This is a genomic window from uncultured Chitinophaga sp., from assembly GCF_937898475.1.
In the GTDB taxonomy this organism is placed as follows: domain Bacteria; phylum Bacteroidota; class Bacteroidia; order Chitinophagales; family Chitinophagaceae; genus Chitinophaga.
Genome location: NZ_CALEJS010000015.1, coordinates 262490 through 278222 on the forward strand (window position 1 = coordinate 262490; position 15733 = coordinate 278222).

11 protein-coding genes are annotated in these 15733 nt (G+C 51.2%); 9 read left to right on the forward strand and 2 right to left on the reverse strand.

The annotated features are described in order from the left end of the window. The first annotated feature begins 111 nt into the window (after positions 1-111). Entirely contained in the window at positions 112-2196 is a 2085-nt protein-coding gene (locus tag Q0577_RS07980; RefSeq protein WP_298734578.1) for a TonB-dependent receptor, read from the forward strand. Positions 2197-2206: 10 nt separating this feature from the next. Beyond that, positions 2207-3715 (forward strand): PepSY domain-containing protein, encoded by a 1509-nt coding sequence (locus Q0577_RS07985; protein WP_298734580.1) that lies wholly within the window; start codon positions 2207-2209, stop codon positions 3713-3715. Here Q0577_RS07985 and Q0577_RS07990 read toward each other — a convergent pair whose 3' ends face one another. Next, on the reverse strand, positions 3716-5422 hold the full coding sequence (locus Q0577_RS07990) for an HAD-IIB family hydrolase (protein ID WP_298734584.1): 1707 nt from the start codon (positions 5420-5422) through the stop codon (positions 3716-3718). Positions 5423-5623: 201 nt separating this feature from the next. Here Q0577_RS07990 and Q0577_RS07995 point away from each other — a divergent pair, with 201 nt between their 5' ends. The 4 genes from Q0577_RS07995 (at position 5624) to Q0577_RS08010 (ending at position 8120) form a co-directional block, all read left to right on the forward strand. Continuing rightward, positions 5624-5944 (forward strand): hypothetical protein, encoded by a 321-nt coding sequence (locus tag Q0577_RS07995; RefSeq protein ID WP_298734586.1) that lies wholly within the window; start codon positions 5624-5626, stop codon positions 5942-5944. Between the two features lie 148 nt (positions 5945-6092). Then, entirely contained in the window at positions 6093-6923 is an 831-nt protein-coding gene (locus Q0577_RS08000; RefSeq protein WP_298734588.1) for a DUF692 domain-containing protein, read from the forward strand. Continuing rightward, positions 6910-7683, forward strand: coding sequence for a DUF2063 domain-containing protein (locus Q0577_RS08005; RefSeq protein WP_298734590.1), 774 nt, complete (start codon positions 6910-6912; stop codon positions 7681-7683). The genes Q0577_RS08000 and Q0577_RS08005 overlap by 14 nt, the downstream gene beginning before the upstream one ends. Then, positions 7680-8120 carry a DoxX family protein gene (locus tag Q0577_RS08010; protein WP_298734592.1) on the forward strand — a complete coding sequence of 147 codons (441 nt, stop codon included), beginning with the start codon at positions 7680-7682 and terminating at the stop codon, positions 8118-8120. Before Q0577_RS08005 ends, Q0577_RS08010 begins: the two co-directional genes overlap by 4 nt. Positions 8121-8140: 20 nt before the next feature. On the opposite strand, the gene Q0577_RS08015 is transcribed toward Q0577_RS08010, so the two are convergent. Then, the gene (locus Q0577_RS08015; protein WP_298734594.1) at positions 8141-9997 is read right to left on the reverse strand and encodes a PQQ-binding-like beta-propeller repeat protein; all 1857 of its coding nucleotides are present in this window, start codon (positions 9995-9997) and stop codon (positions 8141-8143) included. 314 nt (positions 9998-10311) lie between these two features. Between Q0577_RS08015 and Q0577_RS08020 the strand changes: the two genes are divergently transcribed. The 3 genes from Q0577_RS08020 to Q0577_RS08030 all read left to right on the forward strand — a co-directional run bounded on the left by Q0577_RS08020 (position 10312) and on the right by Q0577_RS08030 (position 15727). Beyond that, positions 10312-10875: an RNA polymerase sigma-70 factor gene (locus Q0577_RS08020; RefSeq protein ID WP_298734595.1), complete on the forward strand. Its 564-nt coding sequence runs from the start codon at positions 10312-10314 to the stop codon at positions 10873-10875. 111 nt (positions 10876-10986) lie between these two features. After that, entirely contained in the window at positions 10987-12069 is a 1083-nt protein-coding gene (locus Q0577_RS08025; RefSeq protein WP_298734597.1) for a FecR domain-containing protein, read from the forward strand. 235 nt (positions 12070-12304) lie between these two features. Beyond that, the gene (locus Q0577_RS08030) at positions 12305-15727 is read left to right on the forward strand and encodes a TonB-dependent receptor (protein WP_298734599.1); all 3423 of its coding nucleotides are present in this window, start codon (positions 12305-12307) and stop codon (positions 15725-15727) included. The last annotated feature ends 6 nt before the right edge of the window (positions 15728-15733 follow it).

The window sequence follows — 15733 nt, forward strand, 5'->3', positions numbered from 1 at the left end:
TATCTGCCATCCGTTATCAGCGTTTTGCATGCAGCGCTTTACGATCAGCATCTTATAAGCGTCTCCCATGCTGCTAAGCACCGGAGCCGCAGTACCCTCTATTTGCCAAATATGAAACTACATATTGTACTGTCAGTGACCTGTTCGGTGCTGCTGCTGACTGCGTATGCCCAACAGAAAAAGCCTGCGCCTGTGCGGGATACCATCACAGAACTGCAGCAGGTGATCGTGAGCGCCAGCCGTTCTGCACAGAAACGCAGTGAAGCGCCTATTGCCATCAGCACCATTACCGCACAAACACTGCGGGATGCAAAACCCAACCGTTTAGACCAGGTATTAAATAAAGTAAGCGGTGTGTTCATGGTAAGTCTTGCCAATGAGCAGCATGAAATGAGCATACGGCAACCCATGACCACTAAAAGCCTTTTTCTTTACCTGGAAGATGGTATTCCCATCCGCACCACCGGCCTGTATAACCACAATGCCCTGCTGGAAATGAACATGGCTGCCGCGCAGCAGATCGAGATCATCCGCGGGCCTGCATCATCTTTATATGGTGCAGAAGCCATTGGCGGCGCTGTCAATATTATTACCCTGGCGCCGCCGTCAACCAGCCGTGGTATGATCAGCCTGCAGGCCAATAACAACGGCTATAAGCGCGCTGATTTCCAGGCAGGCGCCACCAGCGGTAAATGGGGCTTTATACTAAGCGGCTACTATGCCAACCGCCATGATGGTCCTATTGATTACAGCGATTTCCATAAAACGGCGCTCACCTTCCGTGCCGACTATAAAGCCGGCGGGCGTACCACCTGGAGCAACAGCATCAGCTATATCGACTACTACAGTGATATGACGGGATCGCTAGACAGCGCCCAGTTTGCAAGGAAGGATTATACCACGCCGTATTCATTTACCTATCGTAAAACAAATGCCCTGCGTATCCGTTCGCAGCTTACGCAGCAATGGAATGCGCAGAGCCAGTCGCAGTTGTCGGTGCTCTTCCGCGATAATTCCGTAAAACAGAATCCTTCTTACTATATCACCAACAACCGGAACAACCCGCTGCTGGCTAATGGCCAGCTGAACAACAGTTCTTTCAACAGCTACCTGCTGGTTGCCCAGCACCAGCAGCAGCTGAAATGGCTGAGCAGTAAAGTGATTGGCGGCATCAGCGCAGATATCAGTCCGAGCAGGTATAACGCCCGTTATATCCGCATTACCCGCGATGTGGAAGGTAACTATGTAAGCTATACGCCTACAGACTCTACCCTGAGTGATTATGCCACCGCTATCAGTAACCTGGCTTCCTATGTGCATTATGAAATGAGTCCGCTAAAAGGGCTGAAAGTGGTAGCTGCCCTGCGCTATGATTTTTACCACTTCGATTTCGATAATCATCTCCCGGCTTCCGCGAGTACAGGGGCGCCATCTACCAAAACCAATTTCAACAGGCTGACGCCCAAGGCTGGTTTTACCTATAATTACAAAGGTATCGGCGTATATGCCAACTACAGCCAGGGGTATGTGCCGCCGCAGGTTTCAGAGCTGTTTAACAGCGTGAAGGTGCCCTACCTGCAACCACAAACTTTTTTCAACTACGAAGCAGGCGGATGGTTTTCACTACTGCAGCATAAGGTATATGCAGACTGGAGCGTGTACCTTATGAACGGCAGCAATGAGATCATCTCTGTGCGCCAGGATGATGGTACATCCATTAACCAGAATGCAGGTAAGACCAGGCATCGCGGTGTTGAATATGGTATTACCTGGCGGCCCAACCGCCAGTGGATGATGCGCTTGAGCGCTACCAATGCCAGACACAGTTTTGTGGATTATGTAGAGAAAGGCAGCGATGTAAGCAATAATGAAATGAGCGGCGCGCCGCGCTTTATTGCCAATGCCGAAGTAATGTACAAGCCTGCTTTTTTCAAGGGCTTCCGCATTGGTGTGGAGTGGCAGCACCTGGACAGATACTGGCTGGATAACGCCAATACCCGGCGCTATGGCGGGTTTGATGTGGTGAATGTACGCAGCGGTTACCGCTACGGCCGCTTTGAAGTATGGGTGAACGCGCTCAATGCGCTGAATAAATATTACGCCACTTTTGCAAGCCGCTCTGCCTACGGGTACAGCTACAACCTTGGCGATCCGAGAGAATGGAATATAGGCATTGCCTGCCGTTTTGGACAATAAGAACAACAACATGCGAAAGAAATTATACAAGGTGCACCGCACCTTATCGGTGATCATTGCCATACCAGTTCTGCTCTGGGCATTGAGCGGCTTTATGCATCCGCTGATGACGAATATCCGTCCGGAGGTAGTAACGCAAACACTGCCGCAGCTGGCGATAGACCCAGCGCATATTCAAACAGACCTGGCCACCGCATTACAGAAGAACCGTATCGACAGCATCAGCAGTTTTCGCCTGGTGCATATAGACACCACCTGGTTTTACCAGGTGGTGGTGCCGCAGAAACGCGAGCCGGTATACCTCAGCACAGTTAACGGGAAAGAGCTTACCGCCGGCAACTGGCTATATGCACAACACCTGGCCAGGCAGTTCCTGGAAGGGCCGCTATCACCCGGCAGCAGCGAAGCGCCACCCCCTGCAGCGCCCGATGCCGCAGCATCGCACGATTGCTGCGATGCTGCTACCAGCTGTGTGCTCAACGGCAGCAGGGGCGCCAGGGTAGCCGATGCTTCCATGATCACGGCTTTTGATAAGGAATACAAAAGCATTAACCGCCTCCTGCCTGTGTATAAGGTGAGCTTTGAAAGGCCTGATGGCATCCGCATTTACGTGGAAACCACGCAGGACCGTTTTGCTTTTGCGATGGATAACAAACGCGCCGCTTTTGATACGGTATTCCGCCTGCTCCATAACTGGGACTGGCTGGATGTGTTAGGCAATGGAAGACTGGTGGTGCTGTTCCTGCTCACCGGAACCGCTTTCCTCACCAGCGTGATGGGCGTCTACCTGTTCTTTGCTACCAAAAGTAAAATGGCAAATGGCAATGGGTTGGTAAAAGCGCGTTACTGGCATCGTTATACCGCCATTGTAGCCGCCCTGTTTACGTTGATGTGGACCTTCAGCGGCGCCTGGCATGCGTTGTCTAAATTCAGGGAAGATACCAGGGGCCTTCATTTTGAAGGGAAACGCTTTGCGGCCACCAACCTGCATTGGCCGTTTGACAGCCTGCAGCAGACGGTAAAAGCACCCATCACGAATATCAGTATTGTACGGATGGATACGGACACTTACTGGCAGATATATACGAAAAACGCCGGTATACAATACGTGCATACAGCAGACGGTTCGTTGTTGCGGGAAGGCGATGCAAAATATGCCGTATTCCTGGCAGGGCAGTTCAGCGGCCACCCGGAGCGGGCTATTCGCGCCGTTACGCCTGTAACACAATTTACGAACGAGTATAATTTCCGGGATAAGCTGCTACCGGTGTGGCGAGTGGCGTATGACAGGCGGCAGCATGAAAGATATTATGTAGAAACGCGATCAGGCAGTTTGTCTGTCCGGATAGACGACTGGGATTTCATGGAAGGATATTCCTTTGCCCTGTTCCATAAGCATCATTTTATGGAGTGGGGCGGTAAGATGCTGCGTGACTTCAGCACCATGTTATGGGCGCTGACGCAGGTAGTGATGGTGATAGTAGGGCTGGTACTTTACATGAAGTGGCGCAGCCGGTGATCAGGCGGGCCCGGTGTAGTGCAGCTGTATCAGCATTGCAATGGAAGAGCGGGAACTGGCAGGATCTTCTTCTGCGGTTTCCACTCTTTCTACCTGTTCGCCCAGTGTATAATCATTCACGGCATGCCTGATCCATTGCGAATAGTCATGTTGTTTCAGGTGGTACATCCAGGTGTCATCGTCAACGCCCTGTGCAAGATCAACAAAGGTCTGCAGGTTATTGGCGCGCAGCTTCAGCTTGTTTTCAGGACCGGTGAAGATGAAGCTGTCGGGCCCCATATCGCCGGTAGAGTATTTTCTTTTGTGACGCTGTAAGACCTGCTCCGGTACCCTTGTCCGCACCAGGAAGGGCGGTTCTCCTGAGGGCCTGTGCCATACCAGCGCTTCTCCTTTCTGCAGCGGCGTATCCGGCACGTCGGGTAACGCTTCGCCTGTTATGTTTGCAAAGCTGTGAAGGGTTTTATGCGGTTCTTCGCCTACGGCAATAATGGTAGTGGCACGTTCTACCAGTGGTTTGTGCACCAGCTCCGGTTTGGTGGTGATCGCCATGAAATTGCGCATAGCGGTTAATGTATTGAAGGAACTGGGGTCTGCCACTTCAGGCGCCAGGTGGTGCGCTTCATCCAGCAGCAGCCAATGCGGGCGGCTTTTATGCTGTTGCAGTTCCTGTATGGCCACCAGCAATTGCTGCAGGAAGGCGGGCTTTTCGTCCATGGACAATGCCAGGGTGCAGGCAATAACGCTTTGCTGCGGCTGTTCCAATAATTGCATGATGGCGTCTATCGCCGGTGGATGGTTTACATCGCCGATAACAACGGCGCCCTGCAGTTCCAGGTAATCACCTTCGGGGTCTACCATGCAGAACTGGTAACCGCGTTGTAGCAACAATTCCATAAAAGCGGCGGTCAATGTGGTCTTTCCGCCACCACTGCTGCCCGCTATCAGGATACTGCTACCGAAAGGGCTCAGTTCGAAAGGCGTATTGTCATAACGTTCTCCCAGCGGCAGGTAATGCCTTTGCAATAACGGATCAAGCGTCTGCAGGTCTTCTTCCCGCATGCGGTCTGCCAGCTGCATTACGCCTGCACCGTGATCGGCCGGGGTGATCCAGTCGCTGATCTTTTGTAATGCAGGCAGGGCGTTGGCTACGCTTACCGCGCATTCAGCCGCCTGCAGCATGGCGGTATCATTTTCCGCATCGCCTACACCCACAACATTATGCAATGAATACCCCATACGCTCCAGCGCTGCTTCCAGTCCCCTTGCTTTATTGATGCCCGGCGGCAATATCATCACGGCTCCTTTGTTAAAAATGATCTGCCGTTCCAGGCCAAATTCCTTGATCACTTCCAGTACGGTGGCCTGGTGCGGTTCCCAGGTAGCTACAATTACCCTTCCGGCAGACAATGGCTGTACGCCTTTTGCTTCTAATGCCTGCACGAAAGCGGGCGGCGGCGGATCTCCCAGTTTGGTTTCTTCCAGCGTGGCAGGGTTATAGAGCAAAGCGCCATTCTCTGCCACGATCAGGTCAAATATGCCATGATCCGGGAAAACGGTTTTCAGCTCATCCAGCTCACGCCCGGTTACCAGCAGCAGCACGCGGCCGCTGGCTTTTAATGCCTTCAGTGATTCAACCACCTGCTGCGGCACAGCGCCGTGGTGGGCAATGGTGCCATCATAATCGGTGGCCAGTACGCGATATCTCATGTGCAGGGATAGTACAGGAATTATACCATCCTGTGCAGGATGAGAACAAATTATCCCTATTTTTGCTTTACACGCTTATGAGCCAGGCAATGATGTTGTAACAGATAATCTACGTGTAATTCCCCCTATACCTGGTCAGCCGAGGATGAATCTACGTCGAAACAGAACAAGATAATTTTTCACCTATAAAATCTGACGACAATGGAGAACAAGAAAAAAGTACTGCTTACCGGCTCATTGCTGGCCGGCGCCTTATTTGCCACTGCCAACCTCAACACAAATGCAGCAGACCTTTTCCGTTTTAAAGACCTGGGTACCGGGGAAGCCGTAAGGGCCCGCCTGATGGACGGCAACTTGGACGCCCGCAGCCTGGAGCTGAACTGTGGCGCCAAGAAAGATTCCGCCGGCGTAAAAAAGGGTAAAGACGGTAAATGCGGTGAAGGAAAGTGCGGTGAAGGCAAATGCGGAGACAAGAAAAAGAAACACAAGAAAGACAGCACGGGGACTAAACCGAAGGCCTGAGTTGACTACGGGTTTGAGGTTTGAGGTTTGAAGTTCGTTTGAGGTGTGAAGTGTAGCAGATGTTTATCCTAAACTTTCAACCTTTCACCAGCTTCAAATCTCAAACTTCAAACTTTCAAATTAGCTGCTAACATTTAAATGTAAGATCATGGTTGGAATAGGTTTCAGAAAAGACTTTGCCGCTGCCTTGCTGGAAAGTCCTTTCTTTCATCCGGCGTTCATTGAAGTGGCACCGGAGAACTGGATAGGCGTAGGGGGATACTGGAAAAAGTTATTCCGCCAGGCCCTGGAGCAATATCCCTTATTCACCCACGGATTATCGCTTTCAGTAGGCAGTCCGGACGAGCTGGACCTGGTATTTTTGGGTAAAGTGAAAGATTTCCTGCGGGAAACAAATGCGCAGATCTACTCAGAGCACCTCAGTTATTCCAAATGCGATAATGCCCACCTGTACGACCTGCTGCCCATTCCTTTCACACAGGAAGCGGTGAAGCATGTAAGCCGCCGCATCAGGCAGGTGCAGGATTTCCTGGAAAGACGGATCGCCATAGAAATAGTCAGCTACTACACGCCTGTTGCGCCAGAGATGACGGAAATAGCGTTTATCAATGCCGTCCTGCAGGAGGCGGATTGCGACCTCCTGCTGGATGTAAACAACGTATATGTGAACGGGTTTAACCACCAGTATAATGCAAAGGCATTTATTGACCAGCTGCCGATGGAACGGGTACGTTATATCCATATGGCCGGTCATGAAAAGGTGGCGGAAGACCTCATCATTGACACACACGGTGAAGCGATCATCGACCCGGTGTACGATCTGTTTGCATATACCGTGCAGCGGCTTGACAGGGATGTGCCCGTGCTATTGGAAAGGGATTTCAATATACCTGAGCTGGAAGCGCTGCAGCAGGAGATAGACCGTTTGCAGGCCATCAAAAACCTTCACCTGAAAAATCATCAGTATGCAACCGCCTGAAGCTACCACCACCACCGGTTATCAATCCGCACTGGCGGCCTACTGCCGTTCAGGCCGTTATACCGCCATTCCGGGTGTGCATAAGGGACACGTTACCCACTACCGGCGGCTGGTGTACAACGTGGTGGATGACATGCTGCAATCTGCCTACCCACTCACGTATCACCTGCTCACAGCTAAAGAGTGGAAGCAGATGGTGCAGGATTTCTTCTCCAGTCATGCGTGCCAGTCGCCCCAGGTGTGGTACATGCCCCGCGAATTGCACGAATATCTTGTAAAAACACAGCATCCTTTGCTGGAAAAATATCCCTTCCTGTCTGAACTGCTGTGGCTGGAGTGGCTGGAAGTAGAGCTGTTCATGATGGAAGACAAGCCGGCGGCTTTCACCGCCTTTGGCGATATACAGGCAGATGCATTCGTGCTGAACCCTGAGCATCATTTGCAGCATTTTCATTACCCGGTGCATCTTAAACAGGCGAAACAGATCAGTGCGGAGGATAAAGGGGATTATTTCCTGGTGCTGTTCCGCAAACCGGATAATGGTGAAGTGGCTTTCATGCAGCTGTCGCCCGTGCTGGTGACCCTACTGGAATTGCTGGAGGAACGTCCGCAGGCTATGCATCCCCTGGTAGAGCAAGCTTGTGCCACCTGGCAGCTGCCGCTGAATGACGCGATCAGGGAAGCTGCCGGCGCCTTCTTTGCGCAGGCGCTGGAGAACCGGCTGATACTAGGCTACGACACCAAATCGCATATTCTATGATACGATCCCTCAGCGGGTGGGGCGCTTCTATGGAGAAAGGATGGTCGCTTCCCCTGCTCATTATGAGACTGGTGCTGGCTTATGGATTTTACCACGCAGCCAGTATGAAGTGGGCAGATATCAATGCCATTATCGGATGGTTTCAGCAGGCAAAGTTTCCCCTGCCCCTGGTAAGCGCCTACCTGGTAGCGATCTTTGAGGCCCTGGGTGCGCTGTTACTCCTCCTCGGACTGTTTACCCGGCTTATTACCATTCCACTGATGATTATTATGCTGGTGGCCATATTTGCGGTACACTGGCCCAACGGCTACGAAGCAGGCAATAACGGTTTTGAAATACCCCTGTATTACCTGATCATGTTGTTTACCCTCTTCATTATGGGGGCCGGTATTATCAGTGTTGACCACGCAGTGCCTGGTAAGAAGGGCCGGAGATAGCTAGCAGCTAACAGCCAACGCTAACGGCTTATCTCCACACATATTAATCGTCCGTCAGCGGCGGAGGCAATTACCGTGTGATCATCTACCGCCAGGATATTGTTGATGAGGCAATTGGAGAATTTATGCCGCCATTGCAGGGCGCCGTCTGTAGCAGACAAGGCGTATATCGTGCCGGATTGCGTAGGTACGTATACGGTATTCCCATATTCCACGATGGGAGAGGGGCAGATCTCATAACCCAGTGCTACGGGTGATTTCCAGCGCAGTTGTTGTGTGTGGGCGCTGGCATCGAAGGCGAGCACATGGCCCTGCATGGTTTTGACGTATACTTTCCCGCTGTCGGCGGATAGTCCCATAGATTCACGTACACGGTTGGCGGTATCGCGGTGCCGCCACAGTGCTTGTCCGCTGGTGGCGTTCAATGCCGTCATGTATTGATCGGGCGCTACGATGAAAACCTTATTGTGGCTGGCTACCGGCCAGCAGGCGGCAGGAGAGAACATGCGGTTGGTGGCGCCGCTGTTCCAGGTCCAGATGCGTTTACCGGTAGCAGCATCCAGTGCATAGAAATCATTGCCCCAGGAGCCGAAATATACTTTGTCCTGGTATACAAGCGGCTTGGTTTCCACGAAATTTCGTACACTGTCAAAATCCCACTGCTGTTTACCGGTAGCGATATCCCATGCGCGGCAATGACCGTCTGATCCTGCTACGATCGCGATATTACGGTATAATGCGGCGGAGCTTACAATTGCTTTGCCGGTAGGCTGTTGCCAGCGTACACGGCCCTTACGGGCGTCCAGGCAATATACCTGGCCATCTGTACAGGGAACGATCACCCGCTGGCCGGCTACTAACGGGGTAGCATATATTTTCCCTTTGGCTTTGAATTGCCAGCGCGGTTTGCCGGATAGTACGTCAACCGCTTTTATTTCGCCATTGGTATTGGTATAGATCACCTGTTTGCCGCTGATGGCTGCGCCGCTGCCGATATCGCCCTGTTCCTGTTTGGTCCATTTGATGCGTACCTGCGGGAAGGAAAGATTGCCGGCATAGCTTGGGCGTGGGGGATGGGGCATCCATTGCGGGGCCTCGTTTGTATGCAGCGCTACTGCATGCCAGGCGGGGAGGGTGGTTTGGGCGGGGCGGCGTTCATTGAATACCAGGGAGTCGTGCACCAGTGATACAATGTTATACCCGCCAAGTGACTGCTTTGACCGCAGGTTGGAGCGGCACATAATACCTGGTATGCCTTCAAAATCAAGTGCGCGGTTCGTATGTCCGTGACCGCAGAGAATGGCTTTCAGGTTGCGGTTCCTGAAGCGGTCCAGCACTTCAAACCAGTTGTTTAGTCCACTGTCCTGCGGGTAGTGGTTCACATAAATAATGCGCAGATTTTTATCCTGTTGCTGCGCCAGCTGTTGTTCCAGCCATACGATGTTTTCCCGGGGAATTTGTCCGGGGCCCATGCGCATATTGGGTCCGCAATTGGTGCCCAGGAACCAGTATCCTTTGTGCTGAAAGCTGAAAGTTTCCCCGCCAAACACAGTACGGAAGGTATTACAGCCGCTCTCAGACCATTTGGTATCGTGGTTGCCGGGAATAATATGCCAGGGAAGCTGCAGTCGGTCCAGCACCTGTTTGGCCAATTGTAATTCCTCGTCTGATCCAAATTCGGTAATGTCGCCCGAAATGATCACAAATGCTATATCTGTTTGTGCATTAATATCCTGCACGGTCCTTTCCAGGTCTTCCAGCGCAGTACTACTGCCAATATGTGTATCAGAGATAAGGGCAAAACGGAACAGGGTATCCTGGGCAAATACAGGTATTGCAAGCCCCATGAGCCAGTACAGCAATATAAGGTGTTTCATAACCCAATATAGGGAATCCAAATACCAAATTCCAAATACCAAATTCCAAAACCATGCTTGAGGTTCCAAGTATTAAATTGCTAATTTCCGATCTCCGCGAAAATTTGGAATTTGGAATTCGGGATTTGGAATTTACATCCTGGGGATTTGGATTTTAGAATTTTTCCTTTTACTTTGGATTAGAGAAACCGTTAAGTGTAGCATTGACAGGGAGAACGTTATGGAAAAAGATATTTATTGGCCACGTGTGAAATGATCCCCTATTATGCATTATACTGTATCAATATTGGAAACTGCTTAATCAGGTGCTATCTATGTATAACCTGCAAGGTATAAAGGAATTGTATGACCGGGTGTGCCGACAGGATGATATGACTGCCTATCAGCAGCTGTTCCTGGCCCTCGAAAACCCTTTGATCGCTTTTATCAAAGCCCTGGTAGGAGTGGAGGAGGTAGCAGAAGAATTATACTCTGACCTGTTCGTAAAGATATGGGCGCGGCGGAGCTCACTGCCGGATACGGCCCATCCAAGGAACTACATATATACCATGGCGCGCAACCTGGCGCTGGACTTCCTGAAAAAGGAACGTTATTTACACAGTATTGAATTCAATGAGATCGATCCCCTGGAGGTGCAGGACCTGGCGCCCACCCCTGAAGAGCAGGTGATCTCCAAGGAGATGGTACGCAAAATAGAAGGGGCCATCAATTTACTGCCCGCCCGTTGCCGCCTGATCTTTAAAATGGTCAAGGAAGATGGCTTTAAGTACCGTGAAGTAGCTGAGCTGCTGGGGATATCTGTTAATACAGTAGAAGTACAGATGGCGATAGCGTTGAAGAAAGTAGCGGCATCGGTGAAATTCAGGACATTGGCGTAATATTTACGGCTACGAGGCCGATAAAGCCCCCTTCAAAAAAAAACTTTTCTCCTCCTTAATGGTAACCCTTCCTTTTTGTCGTCTATATAACTAATTGATGTTATAAACTAAATGAACGGACCGGAATCTATCTTTTACAAATTGTTGTTGAAAAAGATCAGCGGCGCGCTAACAGAAGAAGAAAAACTGCTGTTGGCAGATCTGCTGAAAGCATATCCGGAATTCTCCGAAGCATATGAAACGGTGCAGTGGCTTTGGAACGAATCTGCAGTAAGCTCTCCATCCAGGCCTGCCGAAAGATCCAAACGCCTGCTGGAGCGTAACATGCAGCAGCTGGAACAGCAAGGACTGCTACCAGAACAACCGGAGATCTCCGTTAATACCGCTGCCGGGAAAAGTAAGGCGCGGCGCTACTTTTTCATGGGTGCAGGCATATTATTCCTGGTCATTGCCTGTGTGGCGCTGCTGTTCCCGCAGCAGCCCGACGTAAAGGAAACCATGGAAAAGCGGTTTCCCAATATGGTGATCACCCGGCCCGGCTCCCGCACTAAGCTGATCCTGCCGGATGGCACTACCGTCTGGCTCAACGCCAGCAGTAAACTTACCTATGGCGACGATTTCCTGCAAAAGGAACGCCGCGTACAGCTGGATGGGGAAGCTTTTTTTGAAGTGGTGAAAAATGAAGGCAAACCCTTTATTATCAACACCGCCGTTATGGACGTAAGGGTACTGGGTACCTCACTCAATGTAAAGTCCTACCCGGGAGAGAAAAAGGCAGAAGCAGTGCTGATCAGGGGAAAGATAGAAGTACAGGTAAAACGCCGCCCGCAGGAACGTTACCTGCTTAGCTCCTACGAAAAACTAAGCATTGCAGCCAGTCCGGATATCCATCCCCATAAAGAACTGAGTATCTCCAGCGTAGCGCCCTCCGGTAAAGACAGCGTGATCGCTGAAACCGCCTGGGTAGACAATGAGCTGGTATTCAAAGGGGAACCCTTATCTGAACTGGCCGTACGCATGGAAAGATGGTTTGGCCTGCGGATAACGGTAACGGGAACACGCCTGCAGTCGTTCCGTATGACAGGGGCATTTAAAGACGATTCGCCGGAAGAAGCGCTGAAAGCCATCAGCATCATCACCGGCTGTAAATACCGTATAAAAGATCATACCGCCGTATTGTATGATGCGAACTGATATAGCCGACAAATAAATTTCACTAACTGATTAAAACCACGTTATGAGGATCAACCGAAATAATAGCGCATAAAAAACGGGAAATGTGATCGCATTTCCCGCAAAAGTAAAAATCTCATGCCGGTAATTGGGAGTTGCCAGGCATGCCATTTTATTAACCTTTCAAACCAAAAGTATGAAAATTTTTGACTTGTTGGAGGACAGGCATCGCTATGTCTGTAAGTCAATCTTGTGTATGAAGTTAACAGTCGCCTTACTACTCGTTACCGTATTGCAGGCCTCAGCTAATGCAGGCTACTCGCAGGAAGCGAGGGTAACACTCAAACAGGAAAACAAAAGCATCAAGCAGCTTTTCAGGAAGATCACCCAGCAAACCAACTACCGGTTCATTTACCAGGAGGATGCCGCTTCGCTGGATAAACTGGTTACTGTTGACGTACAGCAGAAGCCTGTATCAGAAGTGCTGGAAATGGCGCTTAATAACACCGGCTTCAGCTTCCGGATGATGAATGATGACCTGATCGTGATCTCGCCCAAAGGCAGCATCACACAGGATATTGTACTGAAAGGCCGGATCACCGATAAGAATAAACAGCCGGTACCCGGGGCTACCATCAAGATAGAAGGCACCAGTAAAGGCACCACTACAGATGCCGATGGCAACTTCTCCCTGTCAGTACCCGAATCTGCCAGGATCACCATCAGCGCCATCGGCTTCACGCCGCAAACCATTACGGTGAACGGCAGCGGACCGCTGAACATTACCCTGCTGGAAGACACCAAAGGCTTAAGCGAAGTAGTAGTGGTTGGTTACGGCTCCCAGAAACGTGAATCTGTAACAGGATCTGTGGCCACCATCAAAGGGGCCGACCTGGTGAAGTCGCCCGCCACTAACCTCAGTAACTCCATCGCCGGCCGTATGCCCGGTGTGGTAGCCATGCAGAACACCGGTGAGCCGGGTTATGATGGTTCCACCATCCGCATACGCGGTTCCAATACATTGGGTAACAACGATCCCCTGGTGGTAATAGACGGGGTGGCAGCAAGGGCAGGTGGCCTGGAACGCCTTAACCCTGCAGATATTGAAAATATGTCTGTACTGAAAGACGCTTCTGCAGCCATCTATGGCGCCAGGGCGGCTAACGGCGTTATACTGGTAACTACTAAACGTGGTAAATCCGGCAAACCGGTACTTACCTATAACTTCAACCAGGGATGGTCGCAACCTACACGCACACCCGAAATGTCCAACGCTACCGAGTACGCACAGATCAGGAATGAGCTGAGCCTCTACAAGAACGTGGCCGCTGCTGAATGGAACGATGCCTGGAGTGCCTATAAGCAAAATGGCAGCTACGTATCCCCGGTTACAGGCAATACCTGGACGCCGCCCTTCAGCGCAGATGATCTGCAGAAATTCAGCGATGGTTCTGATCCCTGGGGACACCCTAACACAGACTGGTACAAAGCTACCCTGAGAACCTGGGCGCCTACCTCCAATCATACCCTGCAGCTTTCCGGCGGATCAGAGAACCTGCGCTATATGACCTCCTTCGGCTATCAAAGCCAGGCAGGCTACTATAAAAAATCTGCTACCAAATTCGATCAGTACAGCCTGCGCATCAACCTGGATGGTAAGATCAACAAATACATGAGTGTAAGCGTAGACATGTTGGGCCGCCAGGAAGACAGGAACTTCCCCACCCGCAGCGCCGGCGACATTTTCCGCATGCTGATGCGCGGTAAGCCCAATGAACCGGCTTTCTGGCCCAACGGGCTGCCTGGTCCTGATATCGAATATGGTAACAACCCGGTGGTGATCACCACCAGCCAAACCGGTTATGATCGCGATAAACGCTATTATGTACAGACCAACGCCCGCCTGGATATCACCATCCCCTGGGTAGAAGGCCTGAAACTGAGCGGCAACATCGCTTTTGATAAATACCTGAAACGTACCAAGAAATGGCAGACCCCCTGGTACCTGTATACCTGGGATGGCAGCAGCTATGAAGCAGACGGTACAACGCCCAGGCTTACACGCAGCAAACGCGGTACTGACCAGTCTACCCTTGACCAGGGTGATGAAGACCAGACCAACCAGCTGCTGCGCGGTTTGCTGAGCTATGACCGCTCTTTCAAAGGCGGCCATACCGTTAACCTGGTATTTGGTGTGGAAAGGGAAACCGTGAACCAGGACCACTTCTCTGCTTCCCGTAAATATTTTATCTCCAGCTCCATCGATCAGCTGATAGCCGGTGGCGACAGGGAGAAGAACAACGACGGCGGCGCATGGGACCGCGCCCGTCTGAACTACTTTGGCCGCGCCGCTTACAACTACAAGGAGAAATACCTGGCAGAATTTGTATGGCGTGTTGATGGCTCCTATATGTTCCCTGCCAACAAACGCTTCGGCTTCTTTCCCGGTATACTCGCCGGCTGGCGTATATCCGAAGAGAATTTCTGGAAAGACAATGTGCGCTTCATGAACTACCTGAAGCTGCGCGGATCCTGGGGCCGCCTGGGTAATGACCAGATCTATTTCGATGATGACAACGACGGTACTTTGGACCTGCAGGAATACCAGTACTACGGTACCTACGGGTTTAATAACTATGTACTGGGCGGCGTACTGGCCAAATCCATCTTCGAAGCCCGCCTGGCTAACCCCAACATCACCTGGGAAGTGGCCAACAACTACAACATCGGCCTGGATGGTCAGCTGCTGGATGGCAAGATCTACTTCGAACTGGACGCGTTTATGAACAAACGCTCCGGTATCCTGGTGCGCAGGAACGCATCTATCCCCCAAACCACCGGTATGATACTGCCCGCGGAAAACCTGGGTAAGGTGGATAACAAAGGATGGGAGTTCCGTGTAGGATACACCAATAAGATAGGAGAGCTGCACTACGATGTAAGCGTGAACGGCGGCTATGCCAAGAACAGCATCAAATTCTGGGACGAACCGCCGGGCGCACCCGCATGGCAGAAATCAACCGGCAAAACCATGAATACGCAGATCTACTATGAGTATGATGGCGTATTCCGCGACTTTGACGATATCAAGAACAACACGATCGACTACAGCGCGCTGACCAATGACCTCCGCCCCGGCGATATGAAGTTCAAAGACATTAATGGTGACGGCAAGATCGACGGTGACGACAAGATCCGTATGTCAAAGAACAATCAACCCACCTTTACCGGCGGTATGAACATCAATCTGCAGTACAAAGGCTTTGATGCCTCCATCCTGGTACAGGGCGCTACCGGCGGTGCGCTGCATATCAATACGGAATCCGGTGAGATCGGCAACTTCACAAAAGATTACTATGATCACCGCTGGAGCCCGGATAATCCCAGCAGCGTGGATCCCCGTACCAGCGACCGTAACGATACCTACTGGGCTACCGGTAATACTTACTGGTTCCGCAGCACCAACTATATCCGGTTAAAGAACGTGGAGATCGGTTATAATCTTTCCGATCTGCTGAAAAAGAGGGCAGGCATCAGTTCACTGAGAGTGTATGTGAACGGCCTTAACCTGATCACTTTTGACAAACTGGGAATACTGGACCCCGAATCTGTTAGCGGCAACGGGCAGTACTATCCGCAGGCAAGGGTGATCAACGCCGGCTTTTCATTAACATTTTAAAGATTA

Bases quoted from the DNA above. Each gene is read 5' to 3' on its own strand.
- Q0577_RS07990 (WP_298734584.1), bottom strand. From the start codon at position 5,422: ATGAGATATCGCGTACTGGCCACCGATTATGATGGCACCATTGCCCAC.
- Q0577_RS08030 (WP_298734599.1), top strand. From the start codon at position 12,305: ATGAAGTTAACAGTCGCCTTACTACTCGTTACCGTATTGCAGGCCTCA.
- Q0577_RS07995 (WP_298734586.1), top strand. From the start codon at position 5,624: ATGGAGAACAAGAAAAAAGTACTGCTTACCGGCTCATTGCTGGCCGGC.
- Q0577_RS08010 (WP_298734592.1), top strand. From the start codon at position 7,680: ATGATACGATCCCTCAGCGGGTGGGGCGCTTCTATGGAGAAAGGATGG.
- Q0577_RS08015 (WP_298734594.1), bottom strand. From the start codon at position 9,997: ATGAAACACCTTATATTGCTGTACTGGCTCATGGGGCTTGCAATACCT.
- Q0577_RS07980 (WP_298734578.1), top strand. From the start codon at position 112: ATGAAACTACATATTGTACTGTCAGTGACCTGTTCGGTGCTGCTGCTG.
- Q0577_RS08020 (WP_298734595.1), top strand. From the start codon at position 10,312: ATGTATAACCTGCAAGGTATAAAGGAATTGTATGACCGGGTGTGCCGA.
- Q0577_RS08000 (WP_298734588.1), top strand. From the start codon at position 6,093: ATGGTTGGAATAGGTTTCAGAAAAGACTTTGCCGCTGCCTTGCTGGAA.
- Q0577_RS08005 (WP_298734590.1), top strand. From the start codon at position 6,910: ATGCAACCGCCTGAAGCTACCACCACCACCGGTTATCAATCCGCACTG.
- Q0577_RS08025 (WP_298734597.1), top strand. From the start codon at position 10,987: ATGAACGGACCGGAATCTATCTTTTACAAATTGTTGTTGAAAAAGATC.
- Q0577_RS07985 (WP_298734580.1), top strand. From the start codon at position 2,207: ATGCGAAAGAAATTATACAAGGTGCACCGCACCTTATCGGTGATCATT.